This is a genomic window from Bifidobacterium callitrichos (assembly GCF_008698085.1).
Lineage (GTDB): Bacteria > Actinomycetota > Actinomycetes > Actinomycetales > Bifidobacteriaceae > Bifidobacterium > Bifidobacterium callitrichos.
In genome coordinates, this window is the sequence record NZ_RZJP01000001.1 from 146,299 (window position 1) to 165,324 (window position 19,026).

At 64.7% G+C, this 19,026-nt stretch carries 16 protein-coding genes; 9 read left to right on the forward strand and 7 right to left on the reverse strand.

Going from position 1 to position 19,026, the window contains the following annotated elements:
- Nucleotides 1-36: 36 nt before the first annotated feature.
- Together EMB92_RS00660 and EMB92_RS00665 are read right to left on the reverse strand one after the other, a co-directional pair.
- Nucleotides 37-732, reverse strand: a complete 696-nt coding sequence (locus tag EMB92_RS00660; protein ID WP_150393436.1) for a response regulator transcription factor — start codon at nt 730-732, stop codon at nt 37-39.
- The gene (locus tag EMB92_RS00665; protein WP_150393437.1) at nt 729-2,096 is read right to left on the reverse strand and encodes a sensor histidine kinase; all 1,368 of its coding nucleotides are present in this window, start codon (nt 2,094-2,096) and stop codon (nt 729-731) included. The genes EMB92_RS00660 and EMB92_RS00665 overlap by 4 nt, the downstream gene beginning before the upstream one ends.
- A 252-nt stretch (nt 2,097-2,348) precedes the next feature.
- Here EMB92_RS00665 and EMB92_RS00670 point away from each other — a divergent pair, with 252 nt between their 5' ends.
- Genes EMB92_RS00670 through EMB92_RS00680 form a run of 3 tightly spaced genes read left to right on the forward strand, consistent with a single transcriptional unit; the run spans nt 2,349 to nt 6,062 of the window.
- Nucleotides 2,349-3,302, forward strand: a complete 954-nt coding sequence (locus tag EMB92_RS00670) for an ABC transporter ATP-binding protein (RefSeq protein WP_150393438.1) — start codon at nt 2,349-2,351, stop codon at nt 3,300-3,302.
- A gap of 59 nt (nt 3,303-3,361) precedes the next feature.
- Nucleotides 3,362-4,585: an ABC transporter permease gene (locus EMB92_RS00675; RefSeq protein ID WP_150393439.1), complete on the forward strand. Its 1,224-nt coding sequence runs from the start codon at nt 3,362-3,364 to the stop codon at nt 4,583-4,585.
- Nucleotides 4,572-6,062 (forward strand): ABC transporter permease, encoded by a 1,491-nt coding sequence (locus EMB92_RS00680; RefSeq protein ID WP_150393440.1) that lies wholly within the window; start codon nt 4,572-4,574, stop codon nt 6,060-6,062. Before EMB92_RS00675 ends, EMB92_RS00680 begins: the two co-directional genes overlap by 14 nt.
- Nucleotides 6,063-6,076: 14 nt before the next feature.
- Here the strand turns inward: EMB92_RS00680 and EMB92_RS00685 are convergent, their stop codons facing one another.
- A complete protein-coding gene (locus tag EMB92_RS00685; RefSeq protein WP_107043998.1) occupies nt 6,077-7,564 on the reverse strand; it encodes an ATP-binding protein in 1,488 nt (495 codons plus the stop codon).
- Between the two features lie 140 nt (nt 7,565-7,704).
- Here EMB92_RS00685 and EMB92_RS00690 point away from each other — a divergent pair, with 140 nt between their 5' ends.
- A complete protein-coding gene (locus EMB92_RS00690) occupies nt 7,705-9,186 on the forward strand; it encodes a DUF1846 domain-containing protein (protein WP_150393441.1) in 1,482 nt (493 codons plus the stop codon).
- A 300-nt stretch (nt 9,187-9,486) separates the two neighbouring features.
- Here EMB92_RS00690 and EMB92_RS00695 read toward each other — a convergent pair whose 3' ends face one another.
- The gene (locus EMB92_RS00695; RefSeq protein ID WP_223847488.1) at nt 9,487-10,284 is read right to left on the reverse strand and encodes an AIM24 family protein; all 798 of its coding nucleotides are present in this window, start codon (nt 10,282-10,284) and stop codon (nt 9,487-9,489) included.
- Between the two features lie 453 nt (nt 10,285-10,737).
- Between EMB92_RS00695 and EMB92_RS11870 the strand changes: the two genes are divergently transcribed.
- Both EMB92_RS11870 and EMB92_RS00700 read left to right on the forward strand, forming a co-directional pair.
- Nucleotides 10,738-10,836: a hypothetical protein gene (locus EMB92_RS11870; protein WP_395951506.1), complete on the forward strand. Its 99-nt coding sequence runs from the start codon at nt 10,738-10,740 to the stop codon at nt 10,834-10,836.
- Nucleotides 10,814-11,503 carry a Fic/DOC family protein gene (locus EMB92_RS00700; protein WP_150393442.1) on the forward strand — a complete coding sequence of 230 codons (690 nt, stop codon included), beginning with the start codon at nt 10,814-10,816 and terminating at the stop codon, nt 11,501-11,503. Before EMB92_RS11870 ends, EMB92_RS00700 begins: the two co-directional genes overlap by 23 nt.
- Before the next feature lie 52 nt (nt 11,504-11,555).
- Here EMB92_RS00700 and EMB92_RS00705 read toward each other — a convergent pair whose 3' ends face one another.
- The 3 genes from EMB92_RS00705 to EMB92_RS00720 form a co-directional block, all read right to left on the reverse strand.
- On the reverse strand, nt 11,556-11,804 hold the full coding sequence (locus tag EMB92_RS00705) for a helix-turn-helix domain-containing protein (RefSeq protein WP_150393443.1): 249 nt from the start codon (nt 11,802-11,804) through the stop codon (nt 11,556-11,558).
- Between the two features lie 366 nt (nt 11,805-12,170).
- Entirely contained in the window at nt 12,171-13,490 is a 1,320-nt protein-coding gene (locus EMB92_RS00715; RefSeq protein ID WP_150393892.1) for a nucleobase:cation symporter-2 family protein, read from the reverse strand.
- Nucleotides 13,491-13,724: 234 nt separating this feature from the next.
- A complete protein-coding gene (locus tag EMB92_RS00720; protein WP_150393444.1) occupies nt 13,725-14,306 on the reverse strand; it encodes a xanthine phosphoribosyltransferase in 582 nt (193 codons plus the stop codon).
- A gap of 230 nt (nt 14,307-14,536) precedes the next feature.
- Between EMB92_RS00720 and EMB92_RS00725 the strand changes: the two genes are divergently transcribed.
- The 3 genes from EMB92_RS00725 to EMB92_RS00735 all read left to right on the forward strand — a co-directional run bounded on the left by EMB92_RS00725 (nt 14,537) and on the right by EMB92_RS00735 (nt 19,015).
- Complete coding sequence (locus EMB92_RS00725) at nt 14,537-17,146, forward strand: ATP-dependent helicase (protein ID WP_150393445.1); 2,610 nt, start codon at nt 14,537-14,539, stop codon at nt 17,144-17,146.
- A gap of 187 nt (nt 17,147-17,333) precedes the next feature.
- On the forward strand, nt 17,334-17,729 hold the full coding sequence (locus tag EMB92_RS00730; protein ID WP_150393446.1) for a DUF4418 family protein: 396 nt from the start codon (nt 17,334-17,336) through the stop codon (nt 17,727-17,729).
- 20 nt (nt 17,730-17,749) lie between these two features.
- Nucleotides 17,750-19,015, forward strand: a complete 1,266-nt coding sequence (locus tag EMB92_RS00735) for an ABC transporter permease (protein WP_150393447.1) — start codon at nt 17,750-17,752, stop codon at nt 19,013-19,015.
- Nucleotides 19,016-19,026: the final 11 nt, after the last annotated feature.

A 19,026-nucleotide genomic window follows, 5' to 3' on the forward strand; every position in this document is an offset into this window, starting at 1 on the left:
GCTCGGCCGAAGGCCGATTCCCTTCTGGATTCCCTCCTACCGGTGCGCGTTGATCCACAGGATCGCCAGCTGGGTGCGGTTGGACAGGCCCAGCTTGTCGAGCAGGGCGCTCACCCGGTTGCGCACGGTGCCCTCGCTCAGATACAGCCGATGCGCGATGTCCCGGTTGTCGAGTCCTTCGGCCACCAGAGAGGCGATCTCGCGCTCGCGATCGGTAAGATCGTTGACCGGTCCGTCCAGCGCGGGGGAGTTCCCGACTGATGCGCCGGAGGCCTGTTCCGCCCTCGCCGTGGCGCCATTCGAATTGCCGGATGAGGCGACCGCATCGGTGAGCTTGCCGAGCACGTCCGATCCCATCACCACCTGTCCGGCCATCACCGACTGGATCGCCGGCGCCACCGCGGCCACGTCCTGCTTGATGAGATACCCCCTGGCGCCGAGCGCCATGGCCTGGGCGATGTACGTGCGGTCGGCGAACGTCGTCAGGAACAGGATGCGCGCCGCCGGATCGCGCGCAAGGATCGCACGCGCCGCATCCAGCCCGTCCATGCCGGGCATCTGGATGTCGATGAGCAGCACGTCCGGCCTGTCCGAAGGGGAATCGAAATACCGGGATACGGCAGCCTGCCCGTCGTTCGCCGTCCACAGCACCTCCGCCGCGCCGGTGGCGGTGAGAATGGTCTGCAGCGACTGGCAGACGATCGGATCATCATCCACGATCGCGACGCTCACGATGCGCTCCCTTCCTGCTTGTCCTTGGTGTCCCTGTTCGCGTGCTTTTCGATGCGATCGCCGGCGTGCGCGTCCCACCGCGCCTTCGGCAGGGACACGAACACGCGCCACCCGCCGCCGTACGGTCCGCACAGGGCCGTGCCTCCCAGGGCCCGCGCCCGCGATTCGATGTCCGCGACCCCCATGCCACGGCCCTGCTCGCCGTCACCGAGCCCCCGACGGTCCCGAAGAACGGCGGGGGCGGAATCCTCGGACGGCTTCGTTGCCGACGCCGGCCCCGGATCCTGAACGACCAGCTGCCACAGGGCCGGCAGGTCACGCAGCGTGACCTGCGCCTCGTGCGCGTCGCTGTGATGCACCACGTTGGACAGCGCCTCGCGGATCGCCGTCGCGAAGCAGCGGGCCACCGGCGCCGGCGCATCGGTGATGTCGTTCGTCAACGAGACGCGGAAACCGGGGGAGACGCCGTCGAACGATCGGACCGCAGCGTCGATCTGCGCGGCGAAATCGGTGCCGTCGTCCTCCAGATCGTGCACGGACCGGCGCACCATCGTCATCGCGTCGTCCAACGTGGAGGACAGTGCGCCGAACCCCTGCGCCGCCATGTCGTCGCCGGTCGCCTCGGCCACCGCACGCGACGCCTGCGCCTGCATGATCGCGCGGGTGAGCAGATGGCCGACGTTGTCATGGATCTCGCGGGCGATGCGCGTGCGTTCGCCGAGTGTGGCCATGCGCACCGACTGCGCGCGCTCCTCGATCACGTCGGCCAGCCGGATGCGGGTCGCGCGGGAGCGTTCGCGCGCGTCGTCCCGCAACCGCCGCGTCTCGCCGTGCAGCGAAGAGACGGCGCGCGACTCGAACCCCAGCGCGCATCCCACGCATGAGACGATGACGAGCAGCCCGACGAAGGCCGGGGCGGACATGCCTGCCAGACCGGCCGAATCGACAAGACCGGACGATTCCGCGCCGGCCCGCCCCGGCCCGCCGGCCGTGACGAGGGGCGCGACCAAGGGGATCATCGGCAGCAGCCACAGACACCGCAGCAGCGGAATCGCACGAAACACGACGGCGTCCCGCCACGCACCGGAACGTGCCGGTCGCACATCCGGCAGCGTCATATGCGCCTCGTCATACGCGGCCAACGGCAGGAACAGTCGCCAGACCGGCACGAATGCGGCAACGATCACGAACATGGCGGTCGACAGCCATGCGAGCCGGGTGGACGGCATCCACACGACGACGCTCGTCACCGACATCGCGGTCAGCAGCGCCACGACCAGCGTCGCATCCACCGGCATGCGCGCGACCACGGCCAGCACCACGCCCAGCACGGCCAGCAGCGCCTTCTCGGCCATCGCACGCATACGCCCTCACCCCGCTTCGGCTCGCCCGGCGTCCCGTTCCTCTCCGGTCACGCCTCGGTTCCCGCGTCGGAGGGGGACGCATCCATCACCACCAGCCTACCCGCATCAAGCCGCCCGATCGGGGCAGACTCGCGAAGATCGCAACCCGTGACAAATGTCATCGCGCCTTGGGCCGATCGTGACGTTTGCCGGTGGCCCCGACACCCCGCCGGACGGCATGATGAAACCAACCCAGACAGGAAAGGAGCGGACATGACGACCAACACCACGACCCCGGCGGTCAGCGTCTCCAAGCTCGTCAAACACTACGGCGACATGACGGCGCTCGACTACTTCGACCTCGACGTGCGCCAGGGAGAGATCTTCGGCCTGCTCGGCCCCAACGGCTCCGGCAAGACCACCGCGATCAATTGCATCCTCGCCCTGCTCGCCTACGAGGCGGGCACCATCCGCGTCTTCGGCGAGCCCATGACGCCCACCAGCTACGCGCTCAAACGCCGCATCGGACTCGTACCCCAGAACGTCGCCGTCTTCAACGAGCTCACCGTCGAGGAGAACATCGACTACTTCTGCTCCCTGTACGTGCCGAAGAAGGCCGAACGCGCCCCGCTCGTCGAACAGGCCATCGACTTCGCCGAATTGAGGGAATTCCGCAAGTATCGCCCCGGCAAACTCTCCGGCGGACTCCTGCGCAGGCTCAACATCGCCTGCGGCATCGCCCACAGGCCCGACCTCATCTTCTTCGACGAACCCACCGTCGCGGTCGACCCGCAAAGCCGCAACGCGATCCTCGAAGGCATCCGGCGGCTCAACCGGGACGGCGCCACCATCATCTACACCAGCCACTACATGGAGGAGGTCGAGGAGATCTGCGACCGCATCCTCATCATGGACCACGGCCGGCACCTCGCCCTCGGCACCGCCGACGAACTGAAGAACATGATCGACACCGGCGAACGCATCACCATCGAGACCCTCGACTTGGGCGACGAGACCCTCACCGCCGTACGCGCGCTCGGCTTCGTCACCGACGCCGCATGGGACGGCCGCGAACTCGACGTCACCTGCCGGCGGGGCGAACACAACCTCGTCGACCTCATCGGCGTGCTGCGTGCGGGAGGCGCAAGCATCGGCCACCTCACCAGCCGGCCGCCCACCTTGAACGACGTGTTCCTCGAACTGACCGGCACGGCCCTGCGCGACTGATTCCCACCCTCACGCACCTACCCCACACATCTCACGGAAACACGGAAAGGAGACGCACCATGTGGTCCACCTTCGTCATGACCCTCAGAACGAACCTGCAGGACAAAGCGTCGATGTTCTGGCTCATCGTCTTCCCCCTGGCGCTCGCCACCCTGTTCAACATGATGTTCGCCGATCTCGGCGAGCAATACGAACTCAAGGCGGTGCCCCTCGCCACGGTCCAGGACACGAACTGGGACAACGCCAAAGGAGCCGCCGCATTCATCGACGCGCTGTCGGGCGAAGCCAAGGACACCACCGGCATCAGCCAGCCCCTGCTCGACGCGACCCCCGCCGACTCGGTCGACAAGGCCCGCGACCTTATCTCGAAGGGCGACGCGGACGGCTACCTGACCGTCGACAAGCAGGGGCGCATCACCCTGACCCTCGACTCAGGCACCGTCGTCGGCATGGACGGCTCCAGCGCGGCGGTCTCGGGCAAGTCCATCACCATTTCGGCTCTCGACGGCGCCATCAGCCTGTACAACCGCACCGACACGCTCACCCGCAAGCTCATCGCCGACAACCCCTGGGCCGCGACCAGCCGAGCCTTCTGGACGTCCCTCGGCGCCACCACCGGCATGACCCGCGAGACCACGCTCACCAACTCCGCCCCCGGCATCTCCACCCGGTACTTCTACGCGCTGCTCGCCATGGCCTGCATCATGGCGATGTCCTATTCGATCAGGGCCGTCGTCACCGCGCAGGCCAACCTGTCCGCGCTGGGCATACGCCGTTCGATCGCGCCGCTGAGCCGTACGCGGCAGTTCATCGCCGGGTTCCTCGCCAGCTGGCTGTGCGCCTCGGTCTGCCTGCTCGTCGCGTTCGCCTACATCCGCTACGTCCTCGACGTGCCGTTCGGCGGGCGCGAACCCGCCGCCGTCCTCGCCGTGGCGGTCGCCTCGTTCATGGCCTGCGCGTTCGGCACGATGATCGGCGCGATACCGAAACTCTCCCATGGGGTCAAGGTCGGTATGACCAACGCCATCGCCTGCACCCTGTCGCTGTTCTCCGGCCTGTACGGGGCGTTCGCGATGTCCCTGAGCGACTGGATCGCCCGCAACCTGCCCGTGCTCGCCCTCGTCAACCCCACCCAACAGGTCGTGAACCTGTTCTACGACATCCTCTACTTCGACAGCTACCGTCCGTTCCTCGTCACCTGCGGCGTGCTCCTCGCCATGAGCGTGCTGTTCCTCGCCGTGGGGGCCCTGATGCTCAAGGAGCAACGCTATGAACACCTGTAAGGCCACGCTGCGCGTGCTCATCGCGCACCGCATCTACATCCTCGTCTATCTGATCGGCATCGGCGTCATGATGCTCGCGCTCGGCGGCTCCGAACTGTCCGGGAACCGCCCGGTCGGCGACACCTACACTCCCGGCAAAGCCGACGTGGCGGTCATCGACAGGGACGCCAACCGCGGGGGAGTGGCCGACGCGATGCGCGCCTACCTCGCCGTCGACAACGATCTGACTGACCTCGACGACGATCCCGAGACCTTGCAGCAGGCGGTCGCCTCGAACTGGGTGGACCTGATCGTCATCATCCCCGACGGGTACGCGGACGGGCTGGTTGCCTCCGTCTCCTCGGAAGGCGGCAAGACGCCCGAGGTCGAGACCGTCACCAGCTACACGTCCGGACTGGGCGCGATGGCTTCGATGGACGTCAGCGGCTTCCTGTCCCTGACCCGCACCGCGCTGATCGGCGGCAACGTCACGGTCGACCCCGCGCAGCTGGCCGCGCGGTTCGGCGGGACGGGCGCGGGAGCCTCCGCTCAGCCCAATGCCATCCCCGACGGCATGCCGCGAAGCTTCACGTTGGACGGTTCCGATCTTGACGAGTTTGCCGAATCGGGCGGCATCACCCCCGATCAGCTGCCGGAAGGCACTCTCAAGAACCTCGCGATGGACGATCTCAAGGCGGCGACGAAACGCGCCGTCGACACCGCCCGCGACAAGGCCGAGAACCACGCGATCGCCGTCGACCACAGCGCCGCCGATGCTTCCACTTCCACCACCGAACGTACGCCCGACCGGGCCGCGGACGGATTCGGCGGTCTGATGGAGGTCGTGCTCTACCCGCTGTTCCTCGCCATGACCGTCTGCACCTCCCTCGTGCTGGGCGTGTTCAATGCCGGCGAGACGCGCCGTCGCCTGTACGCCTCGCCACAGCGTTCCTCGACGATGAGCCTGCAGCGCATGGCCACCCTGTGCGGGTTCGCACTGGTCGTCGTGGCCGGCTACTTCGCCATCGTCCTTGCGATGATGGCCGCGGCCGGCGTGGACCCGAGCTCGCTCGCTCCGACCGGCGTGGCGATGACTGTCACGTCGACCTGCGTGTACGCGCTGATGACCGTCGCCTGCGGTTTCCTGCTCGGCGAATGCGGGTTCAACGACATCATGGCCAACGGCTTTGCGAACGTGTTCGGACTGGTCATCCTGTTCACCTCCGGCGTCACCTTCCCTCTGGACCTGATGCCCGCGCCGATGATCGCGATCGGCCGGATGTTGCCCGGTTGGTGGTACTGCGCCTCGATCGACGACGCGCTCGGCATCGGCTCGGCGTCGGCCTCCGGCGTGGATGCGATCGGCTGGGGACTGTCGATCGGCATCGTCGCCCTGTTCGCCGTGGCGTTCGTCTGCATCGGACTCGCCGTCGGACGCGTCAGGCGCCTGCGCCCGGCGTCGTTCGCCTCGACGACCACGCAGCTGACCGAGGCGTGAAGTCACATGGCCGCTCACGCGGTCTTGAGCCGGTAGCGCTGGGTCGGGTCGTCCCGGAACCTCACCTGGATGACCCGACCTTCCTTGAGCAGTTCGCGCATGCCGGAGGTCGCCGCCAGCGGCGTCAGCTGCAGTTCGCGCAGGATTTCCTTTAAACTCATCGCCGAATGGCGTTCCAGCACGTCGAGGATCGCCTTCGACACGTCGCCTGTCGACCCCCGCTTGGCGGTGCGATGCCGTGTGATCGTCATCGTGAACGTGTTGATCGTGTTGCGCGTGGTCGCCGGTTCGATCCCCGCCTCGCGCAGGGTCGCCGCGATCCTCTGGTAGCCGTCGCCGCCCTCCGGGTTCACGTAGCCGCCGTTCGGATACGGGGTCGACTCGAGCAGCGTGAACAGGAACTGGTTCCTCGTGGAGACGAACGGCACGCCCGTGACCGGATGCGGGTTGGCGAGCACGTCATGCGTGACCGTGCCGAACAGGCCGCCCGGGTTCGTGATCTCGATGCGGTCCGTGAACACGTTGATCCTTACCTGCGTGCCGCGCGCGTCGGGGGAGTAGTCGCGGTGCGTCAGCGCGTTCGCGATCGCTTCGCGCAGGACGGTCGGCGGATAGTCGGGCTTCTTAGCGCCGATCCAGCGCATCAGCGACTCGACCGCGTCGTCGATCATCACCGGGATCGATCCGACCACGCTGCCCGAATAGACGAGACGCTCGTCGCCGCGGAACACGTCGTCACGGTCCGTGCCGGGAAACACGGCGATCGAGATGGACAGGCGCGGATAGAACTTCTGAGGATAGCGGCCCAATGCGAGCAGACCGGCCAGCGTGGGCCTGAGGACGCCGCCGACCCCGAGGGTCTCCGCTGCCGAATCGTCGTGGCGCAGTATCTCCAGATCGAGCATCATGTCCGTGTCGGAGCGTCCGGCGAACACATGCGGATGCTGCTCGCGCACCCGCGTGAGCAGGCCGTCGACCAGCGTCGGATCGAGATCGTCCGGCGTGGCGCCGGACACGATGTCCACATCGTAGGTGGGCTGCAGATGCTCCTCGATGAGCCTGTCGACCTCGTAGGAGGTCATGCGCCGGTCGCCGTCGCCGGTGCGGATGTAGGAGCCGGTGTGCGGCCCCAGCGCCGTGATGAAGCATGGCTTGTCGCGCGGCAGCATCTCGTCGACGCGCGCGAACACGAGATTCGTCCCCTCGAACGGGCAGGTGACGATCACCGGACGGACCACCGGGGTCATCTTCTCGCATGCCTGACTCAGCGCCTCCTGCATGGAGCGCGCGTTGAAGCCCTCGACCGGTGTGAACCCCTCCTTCTCGGATAGGCCGAGGATGATCCAGCCGCCCGAACCGTTCGAGAACGCGGACAGGGTGTCCGTGATGGTCGAGGAGATCTTGCGCTTGCACTCCTTGACCTCGCACTGCTGCGTATCGTTGCCGATCGCACGCATCAGCTCGATCAGCTCGGTCATCTTCGCGGTGTAGTCATCGACCATGGCGGGGCCTCCTTGCCACCATTGTGCCGCACGCCTGCGCCCTCGCACCCCGTTCCGACCCTCCCGAACGTCCGGTTCATGGAGAATTCATCTATAATTCTTCCGTTCAGTTCGCGCCGTTCGAAAGGTTGCCACAGCACATGCGACAGGGATTCGACAACGACAAGTACATCGAGATGCAGGCCGCGAGGATCCGCGAGCGGATCGACCGCTTCGGCGGCAAGCTCTATCTGGAGTTCGGCGGCAAGCTGTTCGATGACCATCACGCGGCGCGCGTGCTGCCCGGATTCGAGCCGGACGTCAAGTTCCGCATGCTCTCCAGCCTCGTCGACGACGTGGAGATCGTCATCGCGGTCAACGCGAACCACATCGAGAAGGCCAAGACGCGAGGCGATCTCGGCATCACCTACGACGAGGACGTGCTGCGTCTGATCGACGTCTTCCGTTCGCGCGGCTTCCATGTCGGCTCGGTGGTGCTCACCCAGTATGCGGGTCAGCCGGCCGCCGAGGCGTATCGCCGTCGTCTCGCCCAGCTGGGCGTCACCTGCTATCTGCACTATCCGATCGCCGGATATCCGCATGACATTGAACGCATCGTCTCGGACGAGGGATACGGACGCAACGACTACATCGAGACGAGCCGTCCGCTCGTCGTCGTCACCGCTCCGGGGCCGGGCTCCGGCAAGCTCGCCACGTGTCTGTCGCAGCTCTACCACGAGCACCGTCGCGGCGTGAAGGCCGGGTACGCGAAGTACGAGACGTTCCCGGTGTGGAACCTGCCGCTCAACCATCCGGTGAACATCGCCTACGAGGCGGCCACGGTCGACCTGGACGACGCGAATATCATCGACCCGTTCCAGCTGGAGGCGCACGGCGAGACCACCGTCAACTACAACCGCGACGTCGAGGCGTTCCCGGTGCTCAAGGCCATGATGGAGCGGATCATGGGCCAGAGCCCCTACCAGAGCCCCACCGACATGGGCGTCAACATGGTCGGCTATGCGATCAGCGACGATGAGGCGTGCCGCGAGGCCGCGAATCTCGAGATCGTGCGCCGCTACTTCACCGCGGCCGTGCAGTTCAAGCGCACCGGCGAGGGCGAGGATCAGGTCGAGCGCCTGCGTTCGATCATGAAGAAGGCCGGCGTCGACGAGGATCTCTCCCCGGCGCGGGCTGCGGCATTGCGCCGCGAGCAGGAGACCGGCGCCCCGGCCGGCGCCATGGTGCTGCCCGACGGCCGGGTCGTCACCGGCAGGACCGGCACGCTGCTCGGCGCGGCGAGCGCACTGCTGATGAACGCGCTCAAGGCTGTCACCGGCGTGGACGACGATCTGCTGGTGATCGACGACAAGGCGATCGAACCGATCTGCCGTCTGAAGACCGAACACCTCAACAGCGTGAACCGCCGTCTGCATTCCGATGAGACGCTGATCGCACTGTCCATCACGAGTTCGACGGACGAGACCGCGGCCCGCGTGATCGCAGGCCTTGAGCGCCTGCGCGGCTGCGACGCGTTCTTCTCGGTCATCATCTCGGCGGCCGACGAGGCACTCTACCGCAAGCTCGGCATCAACGTCTCCTGCGAGCCCAAGTACGAACGCGTGAGCCTCTATCACAAGTAGGAGGAAAGGTTCCGGCTCATCGGCCACGGCGGCGTGCGTTCTTCGTGGCCTTGCGCGTCCATCTCCCGATTCCCGTACGCTGAGGTTCCGTGAGCGTACGTCGCCGGTGGCTATTGGGCCCCCACCACCCGTATTCGTACGTCTGCGACTGCGTAGCGTACGAACACGGGGGATGGCATCGATAAGACCCCGTTCCTCGTGCACTGAGGTGACGTCAGCGTACGGGGAACGGGGTCTTGCGTCAGTTGGCCACGGGGAGCGTACCGGAGCCGCCCATCTCCGTGGTGCGGGGACAAGGTCTCATGCCGTGCCGGTGCCGGCGTTCGGGTTGAAGGTGGGGGAGGCGACCGGTGCGAGCAGCACGCGGCCGGTGCCGCGGTACACGTTCACGAGGCCCTCCCCGCTGGCGGCAGATCCGATCAGCGTCTTGCCGGAGCGTTCCACCGTGAACTGGAGTCCCGTGGTCCACGCGATGGCGAAATTGCCGTCGACCTTCAGCTCGTCGTCCTCCAGATCGATGGTGACGAGTTCCGACGCCGGGACTGGTGATTCCAACGCGACCGTGCCCTGCCCCTGCAACGCGAGATTGAACAGGCCCTCGCCGCCGGCGACCATCGCGCTCGGGCGGGAGACCATCACGGCCCGCTGTTGCACGGTCGATTCGCATGCGTAGAACAGGCCGTCGTTGACGGTCATCGAGCCGCCCATCTGCGTCGGGTCGATGAGCAGGATGTGCCGGTACGTCGGTTCGAGCACGAGCATGCCGACACCTTGGTATTCGGGCTTGATCGCCGATTCCTTGGTGACCGCGCCGCGCGCCATCTTGCCGAGGAAGTCACCCACGCCCTTCAGTCCAGTGGTGGCCTGGATGCGCCCGGCGGTCCACTGCATGGCGCCGGCCTGCACGGTGATGCCGATCTTTCCGTCGAGCGTGCACACCACCTGACGGCGTCGCACGTTCATCTCGGACGCGAAGTAGGCGGCCGCCGCGCCGCCGTAGTCGACGGACAGGTCCCGCTTCCATTCGATGACCTGGAATGCGCCCTGCCGTGCGACGATGTCGACATCGTCGTTGTCGGTGAAATTGTAGATCCTCACGATGTGCTCCTTTGCCCGGATGACTTCCGGATGTCTCCCGGATGACTCCGGTGATGTTCGGTGCCCGCGTATCCGGCGATGCCGGATGGTGCGCGATTGGCGGGTGTCTGGCTTCTTCCCGCCACGACTCCCAACATACCGCAGGCTTCGCAAACCCCGGAAAGACCTGTCGACGCCTGTGGACAACCCCGGCGATATGTCAATAACTCTGGCGACTTGAATTCCGCTCATCGAGCGGTAGATAGTGAGCGGATAACCCGTCACCGTGTTTCCAATGTGCCTGCAATAGCATTGATGGACAACGTTGGCGGTATCGTGGATGTATTCAATTGCTGTCGAGGATAGGAGAACGCCATGTCGCAGTCATTGGCAATTCCTAGTGGTGGTGTGCTATCGGAGCGCCGGCGTGCCGTGTCCTTCGCCATACACAATTCTCTGATGGAAGGGCTTCCCATGCCCGATGACCGAACGCTGGGACTGCTTCGGGAATACGCTGACGGCGTGATCGGAGCCGACGAGCTTGTGGAGCGTGGTTTCGATAGTCGCCTTTGAATTACAACGCCTGCTTTGGAACTCATATTTCGATCCAGAGACGGGTCTGCTGAAGAATCTGGTCAATGCGCGAACCCAGGATGAGCTGGATCAGGCGGAAGCGAGCGCGGTGACGATCATGGAAACAGTGCTGGAATCCGATCCGCCTGAGAATACCGGTGATTTAACACAGTTGCAGGAGATCCATCGTCAGTTGTTCTCCAGAATCTATCCGTGGGCGGGCAGTATTCGAACAGTCAACCTACGCAAGGAAGCTGATTCGACTCATGCGTTTGCTGATGCGTCCAGAATCGAATATGAGATGCGACTGGAGTCGAAGACCTTGCATGAGCAAGACAACATGCTTAAAGGGCTGGAGATCGACGAGTTTGTCGAAAGGTTGACCATCCATTTTGCCGTGGTGAACCGGATTCATCCATTCAGAGAAGGGAATGGCCGTACTCAACGGTTGTTCTGGACGCTGATTGCGCGGGAGGCCGGGCATCCTCTCGACTGGAGGCACATCGATGGGACATGGATGATCCGCGCTTCGCGCAAATCGATGGATGATGATCTGACGGATCTTCGTGATCTCATCGCTCGAGTGGTGGCTGATGGAGGTGATGCGAATGATTCCGTTGACTCCGTGCTGCGGATTCCTGCGTTGCACCTGCCTCCGTCAGCGTGATCGATGCGTCGTCAGTCCTGAGTGTCCTGAGCGTCCTGAGGGGCTCGGGGTTCTACTCGTCCAGAGGGTCGAAGCTGATGGTGAGCTTGCGGCCCATGCCATGGGCGAGGGCCTCAAGCGAACGGAACGACGGGTTGATGTGGGCCTGTTCGATGCGCTGGATCGTGATGCGCGAGACCCCGGTCGCGTCGGCCAGCTGCTGCTGGGTCATCCCGCACTCCTTGCGCGCCTGAAGCAGCGCCGCCCCCACCTCGGGGTAGATGCGTTCCTTGGCTGCCGTGTTGTTCGTGGTTGTGGCCATGTGTCGCTCTCTTCTTGTCGATTCTTATTCGCCTGTCGATCTCGGCCTTCGAGCTATTCGGCCGCCGACGGCTGGGCGCTCGCAAATGCTGCGAATTTGGATTGTATCGTCGATGATACTTCACGAATCCGGAATATATGATGGTACGCACGCAATCTCGGCATATCGCCGGATGGGATACCGCTGGAAGTCATCGTGGTCGACACATCGAAAGGCCCTGCATTGCTTCATGCGATGCGCATGCGAACCAAATACGTGAAGCTCATAGAATGATGTGATCTGAAAGATGACCATGTGACTGGGGCAAAGTAATGAAAAGGGGACACCATGTGTGTCCCCTTTATTCGAATAGGTTGGAAGTGTTTCCTACGCCTCCTGCTCCTTCGGCGCCGAGAGGAAGTGGTCCTCGCTCGGCAGGACGGCGTTCAGGACCACAGCGACGACGAATGCGACGGCGATGCAGTTCGAGGCGAAGATCTGCTGGAACAGGGCGGGGAACTGGGCGAAGATGTCGCTCACCTGGGTGAAGCCGATGCCGATCGTCAAGGAGAGCGCGGCGATCGTGATGTTGCGCTGCGTGAAACCGGCCTCGGCGATCATCTGGAAGCCGGAGAGGATGATGTTGCCGAACATCATGATCGTGCAGCCGCCGAGCACCGCCTGCGGCAGGGAGTTGAACACCTCGGCGATGGCCGGCACGAAGCTCGCCACCACGAGGATCAGACCGCCGGAAAGGATGACCTTGCGGTTGACGACCTTGGTCATCGCCACAAGGCCGATGTTCTGCGCGAATGAGGTCAGCGGCAGGCAGCCGAACAGGCCGGACACCGAGGAGATGAGGCCGTCGCCCGCGATCGCACCGGCGGTCTCCCTCTCGGTGGGCAGGCGGTTGAGACCCACCTTCGTCAGGGCGGCGGTGTCGCCGAGCACCTCGACCGAGGAGACGACGTAGAGCAGGGCGAGCGAGATGATCGCGCCGGGGTCGAACTCGGGCTTGAACGGCATGAACTGCGGCACGGAGACGATCGCGAGATGCTGGAATCCGGAGAAGTCGACCTTGCCCATGCAGATTGCCGCCACATAGCCGACGACGAGGCCGAACAGCACGGACAGCTGCTTGGCCGTGCCCTTCATGAGCAGCTGGAACGCCAAACACGCGACCAGCGAGATCAGACCCAGCGTGAGGTTCTGCCACGATCCGAAGTCCTTGGCTCCGGAGCCGCCGCCGAACGAGGTGGCGCCCACGTTGAGCAGCGAGAAACCGATCGAGGTCACGACGATCGCGGAGACGATCGGCGGCACGAACCGGCGCCAGTACTGCGCCGTCAGACCCAGCACCAGTTCCAGCAGGCCTCCGACGATCACCGCGCCGACGACCGCGCCGTAGCCCTTGTCCGCGCAGATCGCCACCGCGGCCGCCACGTACGTGAACGAGATGCCGGTGACCATCGGCAGCTTCGAGCCGATGCGCCACGCACCGTACAGCTGCAGGCAGGTGCCGAGACCCGCCACCAGCAGACCGGCCTGGATGACCGCCGCCGACTGGGCGGGGCTCATCTTCGCGGCCGACGCGACGATGAAGATCGGGGCGAGGTTCGCGACGAACATCGCCATCACGTGCTGCAGGCCGAAGGGGATGCCCTTGACGAACGACACCGGTGCGTCGAGGGAGGTCAGCGCCTCCATCGAGATGCCGGCCTTGCCTACCTTGTCGACCTTACCGGCGGCGTTCGCGCCGGCGTTCTTCTGCTCTTCCTGTTCTTCCATTGGTTCCTCTCAATATAAAATCAACATGTTGTTCATTGTTGTCGAAGTACCGATCTTCAAATCGAACAACATGTTGATTGGATACGACAACATCATGAAAACGGCTCCCCGACGGGGAGCCTTGGAATGCATGCGGATGCGTCCTCGCGGGCGTCAGTCGCGGAACGTGATCTCGCCGGTCTCGGCGTCCATCGACTCGACGATGGCGAGCGAATCGACGTCAAAGCCCTCGGCGCGCAGCGTGTCGCCGCCGCCCTGGAAGCCCTTCTCCACGGCGATGCCGATGCCCTCGACCACGGCTCCGGCCTCCTTGCACAGATCGATGAGACCGTGCAGCGCCTTGCCGTTGGCGAGGAAGTCGTCGATGAGCAGGACATGGTCGCCGGCGCTGAGGTACTTCTTCGCGACGATCACCGGGAACTCCTTCTGCTTGGTGAAGGAGTAGACGGTGGTGGTGTACTGCTCGCCGTCGAGGTTGATCGACTGCGCCTTCTTCGCGAACACCACCGGAACGCCGTCGAAGTGGCGCGCCGCGATGCATGCGATGCCGATGCCGGAGGCCTCGATGGTGAGGATCTTCGTGATGGTCCTGCCGGCGAAGTGCTCGGCCCAGGCCGCGCCCATGTGATCGAACAGCGTCACATCGCACTGGTGGTTCAGAAAGGCGTCCACCTTCAACACATTGCCAGGCTTGACCGTGCCCTCCTTGCGGATGCGTTCCTCAAGTTCCTTCAAAACAACCCCTTTTTGACGAATGGCGGGTAACGAATGGTTGAACTGTCAGTGTACGTCGCGTCGGTGACCGCCACGGGGAGCCGCGCGATCCGTCTCACGTCGTCCTCACGCAATCATCCCGCATCGTCCGGCCGACGAGGCCGTGTGGTAGACATATATGGCCGAAAATTTACACGGCAGAACGGTTCGCCAATACGTTCACAGTTCAGTTCACACGACAGGGGAGCAGCGTGCAACAGGATCCGGATGTCATCGCAAGAAGCGCCGAGGAGCTCGTGGGGGATCTCAACCCGCAGCAGTCCCAGGCGGTGCAGTATCGTGGGCCGGCGCTGCTGATCGGCGCGGGCGCCGGCTCCGGCAAGACCCGCGTGCTGACCCGTCGCATCGCGTGGATCCTGAGCCAGTTCGGCGCATGGCCCAGCCAGATCCTCGCCATCACGTTCACCAACAAGGCCGCCGCCGAGATGCGTGAGCGCCTCCAGACGCTGATCGGCCCGGTGGCCCAGCGCATGTGGGTGTCGACCTTCCACTCGGCGTGCGTAAGGATCCTCAGGCGCGACGGCAAGGAGATCGGGCTCAAGAGCGGCTTCTCGATCTACGACTCCGCCGACTCCGAGCGCCTCGTCAAGATCATCGCCACCGAGTTCAACATCGACGTCAAGCGCTATACGCCACGCTCGATCCTCGGACGCATCTCCGACTACAAGAACCAGCTCATCTCCGTCTCGACGCAGCTGGCCGCCTACGCGCCCGACTTCAAGCCCGGCCAGCGCGGCTACCGGATCAGCAGCTTCGACAACGTCGAGGAGCTGTACGCGATCGTCTACGCCGAGTACGAGCACCGCCTCGCCCTCGCCAACGCCGTGGACTTCGACGATCTCATCGTGCGCACCGTCGAACTGCTGCGCGATCATCCTCAGGCCGCCGAATACTACCGCCACAAGTTCCGATACATCCTCGTCGACGAGTATCAGGACACCAACCACGCGCAGTACGTGCTCGTGCGCGAGCTCGCCGGCGTCGACTCGCACGACGGTCAGGATCCGGCGTGGATCACCGTGGTGGGTGATTCCGACCAGTCGATCTACGCGTTCCGCGGCGCCGACATCCGCAACATCCAGGACTTCGAAAAGGACTTCCCGGATGCGAAGACCATCATGCTCGAGCAGAACTACCGTTCCACGCAGACCATCCTCGACGCCGCCAATGCGGTGATCTCGAACAATGAGGGACGCAAGCCCAAGAAGCTGTGGACCGCCATCGGCAAGGGGGAGCCGATCGTCGGCTATGCGGCCGACAACGCCCAGCAGGAGGCCCAGTGGGTCGCCGGCGAGATCGCCAGGCTCCACAGCGAGGAGTCCATCGCCTACTCGGACATGGCGGTCATGTATCGTGCCAACGCGCAGTCCCGCTCGCTGGAGGAGGCGCTCATCAACGCCGGAATGCCATACCAGCTGGTCGGCGGCACCAGATTCTACGAGCGTCGCGAGATCAAGGACGCGATGGCCTACCTGCAGGCCATCGTCAACCCGGATGACGACGTGAACCTGCGCCGCATCCTCAACGTGCCCAAGCGAGGACTCGGCGCCCGCGCCGAAGGCATCATCCTCGACTATGCGCGCGCCAACGGCGGCAGCTTCTTCTACGGTCTCATGCACATGGACGAGATCGAGGGCATGCCCACCCGTACGCTGAACCAGCTGCACGCCTTCCGCGATCTCATGGCCGGCCTGTCCGCGTTCGCGCGCGCCAATGACGCGCATCCCAGCGACGTCGTCGCCGAGGTACTCGACAAGTCCGGGCTGCTCGACGAGCTGCGCAAGTCCGCCGACCCGCAGGACGAATCGCGCATCGAGAACCTCTCCCAGCTGCAGTCCACCGCGGCCGAGTTCGAACAGAAGACCCCCGACGCCACGTTGGCCGGCTTCCTCGAGACCACGGCGCTCGTGGCGGACTCCGACCAGCTTCCCGGCGAGGGCGAGGACTCCGGCAAGGTCACGCTCATGACCCTGCACACCGCCAAGGGCCTCGAATACCCGGTGGTGTTCCTCACCGGCATGGAGCAGGGCACGTTCCCGCATTCGCGCTCCCTCGAGGACACGAGCGAACTGTCCGAGGAGCGTCGTCTCGCCTACGTGGGCATCACCCGCGCCAAGCGCCGCCTCTACGTCACGCGCGCCGCCGTGCGCAGCCAGTGGGGCAAGGCCGCCGAGATGCTCCCCAGCCAGTTCCTCGATGAGATCCCCGACGAGCTCATCGACTGGAAGCGCCGCGAATCCGACGTCGAGCGCATGCGCGCCAACTGGGACGATGACGAGTTCGGCGGCTGGGACGACGATTTCTCCTCCGGCCCGACCTTCGGGGGATCGGGATCGTACGGCTCATCGTCCTATGGTTCGCGCGGCTCCTCGTACGGAGGCTCCTCGTACGGCTCCACGTATGGGGGATCCTCCTACGGTTCGTCCTATGGCGGCTCCGGTTCCTCGTCCTACGGCTCGCGAGGCTCGGGCCGACGCGGATCCTCCGCCTATGGTTCCTCGTCGTATGGATCGTCCTCCCGCTCCGGCTCGTCCTCCTCGAGTGGACGCTCCGGCAAGATCTCAACCCGCCGCGTCACCCCGAAGGCGTCAGCCGCCTCGACGGCCTCGCAGGGCGTGCGGGACAACGGTCTTGACGTCGCCGATTTCTCGATCGGCGACCGCATCACCCACGACCGCTTCGGCATGGGCAAGATCATCGACATCCAAGCCGCGGGCCCGAGGCCGGTCATCACCGTCGACTTCGGCTCCGATGGCGTCAAGCGCCTGTCGCTCAAGAACGCGCCGATCGAGAAGCTCTGACAACCTTGGGCCACTCCATTGCCCAAGGTCGCGAGTGGCCCAATGCGTTCAGGCTCTTGAGCGAGCACCTTTAGCAGATATCGTCTCGAAAATCAAGGCTTGCTTTTTCTTTCGCTTCCCCACATAATGCGGGACATTGCGTTTTGTCGCATACATCACATGTACGAGAGAACCCAGAAAGAGAAGTATGAAGAACAAGCTCATCGCGTCCGTGCCGCCCATCGTCCTCGGAGCTCTGACCGCCATCGCGCCGCAGACCTTCGCCCACGCATGCCAGGGGCATGACACGTTCGGAGCCTGCCACTACTCGCAGCAGGCCGCCACCGGCATCGGTGTTGCGATCCTTGCCCTCGGTATCGTTTCGCTGTTCGTCGAGAGGAGGATCCGCGTCGGTCTCAACATCGCCGTGATCATCGATGCGCTGCTGATGCTCGCCGTTCCCACGATTCTCATCGGCATCTGCCCGGGGCAGATGATGCACTGCCGCATGGTGATGCTGCCGACGCTCATCGTGCTCGGCGTGCTCGAGATCGTCTTCGCCTCCATCGCGGTCTGGTTCGACTCGCGCGCTCCGAGGCGCTGATGTCGGGGACGACTGACCGAATGGGCAGCAAAAGCGCGGACGGTGTCGCGTGCGTGCCTGAGGACACGGGTGCGAAATACGTGAGGCTCACCGACCTTCCGCTTGCCAATCTCAGACGCAGGCCGTTGCGCACGGCGGCCCTGCTCACCGTGGTCGGCGTGCTCGCGGCCGCCTTCTTCGGAGGATCCATGCTCGGCATGAACCTCGGCAACGGCATGGATAGCATGGAACGCCGACTCGGAGCTGATCTCATGGTTGTGCCTCAGAACACCTCGACGCAGGCCGAGGCGCTGCTCACCGATGGCGATCCCGGCACCTTCTACTTCACGAAGGATATCGCGGACGGCATCGAACAGGCCGACGGCATCGAACAGGCCACCGAGCAGACCTACATCGCCTCGCTCGCCGCCGCATGCTGCGAGGAGAAGCTCCAGATCATCGGCTACGACCCGTCCACCGACTTCGTCATCGGACCGTGGGTGTCCTCCCAGTTCCACGGCGAACTCGGCGAGGGGGAGATGATCGCGGGAGGGAACGTCAACGTCTCTGCGGACGGCACCATCGAACTGTACGGGCGCAGGTGGCCGGTCGTCGCGCAGCTGGCGAACACCGGCACCAGCCTCGACAACTCCGTATTCATCCGGCAGGAGACCGTGCCTGACATGGTCGAGGCGTCGGCCGCGGTCTCCAGGCGCGTCATGCCGGCCGACTACGCGGGCAAGGCCGTCTCCTCGGTGCTGATCAAGGTGAGGGACGGCTATGAGCCCAAGGCCGTCGCGCGTAACATCGCCAAGCTCGACTCGAGGTTTGCGAGTCTCGGCTACGTCTATCCGGGCGGTGTGACGACCGCCACGAAGACCGCGCTGGGCTCGCTGGTCGGATATGTGACCATATTCGTCGCGGCGTTGTGGGTAATGGGCGTCATCGTGCTGATCGCCGTGTTCGCCTCCAGCGCGAACGAACGCAAACGCGAGTTCGCGTCGCTGCGCATCATGGGCGCCACCCGCGGCATGGTCAACAGGGTCATTCTCAAGGAATCGGCGATCATAGGTTTGTTCGGCGGCCTGGTCGGCGTCGGCGCCAGCGCACTCGGCATACTGCCGTTCAGTTCGCTCATCGGACGGCAGCTGCAGCTGCCGTATCTGCAGTCTGGCCCATTGGCGGTGCTTGCTATGGCGGCACTTGCCCTGGTCTGCTCCACGGCGGTCGGCATGTGCTCCTCACTCGTCGTCATGGGGCGGGTGTCCCGTGCCGATGCCGACATCATCCTGAAGGAGGGGCGCTGACGTGAGTGACG

What these genes read in the sequence shown, in the direction of transcription:
- EMB92_RS00665 (WP_150393437.1), bottom strand. Translation starts at nt 2,096, where the DNA reads ATGCGTGCGATGGCCGAGAAGGCGCTGCTGGCCGTGCTGGGCGTGGTG.
- EMB92_RS00670 (WP_150393438.1), top strand. Translation starts at nt 2,349, where the DNA reads ATGACGACCAACACCACGACCCCGGCGGTCAGCGTCTCCAAGCTCGTC.
- EMB92_RS00675 (WP_150393439.1), top strand. Translation starts at nt 3,362, where the DNA reads ATGTGGTCCACCTTCGTCATGACCCTCAGAACGAACCTGCAGGACAAA.
- EMB92_RS00680 (WP_150393440.1), top strand. Translation starts at nt 4,572, where the DNA reads ATGAACACCTGTAAGGCCACGCTGCGCGTGCTCATCGCGCACCGCATC.
- EMB92_RS00685 (WP_107043998.1), bottom strand. Translation starts at nt 7,564, where the DNA reads ATGGTCGATGACTACACCGCGAAGATGACCGAGCTGATCGAGCTGATG.
- EMB92_RS00690 (WP_150393441.1), top strand. Translation starts at nt 7,705, where the DNA reads ATGCGACAGGGATTCGACAACGACAAGTACATCGAGATGCAGGCCGCG.
- EMB92_RS11870 (WP_395951506.1), top strand. Translation starts at nt 10,738, where the DNA reads ATGCCCGATGACCGAACGCTGGGACTGCTTCGGGAATACGCTGACGGC.
- EMB92_RS00705 (WP_150393443.1), bottom strand. Translation starts at nt 11,804, where the DNA reads ATGGCCACAACCACGAACAACACGGCAGCCAAGGAACGCATCTACCCC.
- EMB92_RS00715 (WP_150393892.1), bottom strand. Translation starts at nt 13,490, where the DNA reads ATGGAGGCGCTGACCTCCCTCGACGCACCGGTGTCGTTCGTCAAGGGC.
- EMB92_RS00730 (WP_150393446.1), top strand. Translation starts at nt 17,334, where the DNA reads ATGAAGAACAAGCTCATCGCGTCCGTGCCGCCCATCGTCCTCGGAGCT.
- EMB92_RS00735 (WP_150393447.1), top strand. Translation starts at nt 17,750, where the DNA reads ATGGGCAGCAAAAGCGCGGACGGTGTCGCGTGCGTGCCTGAGGACACG.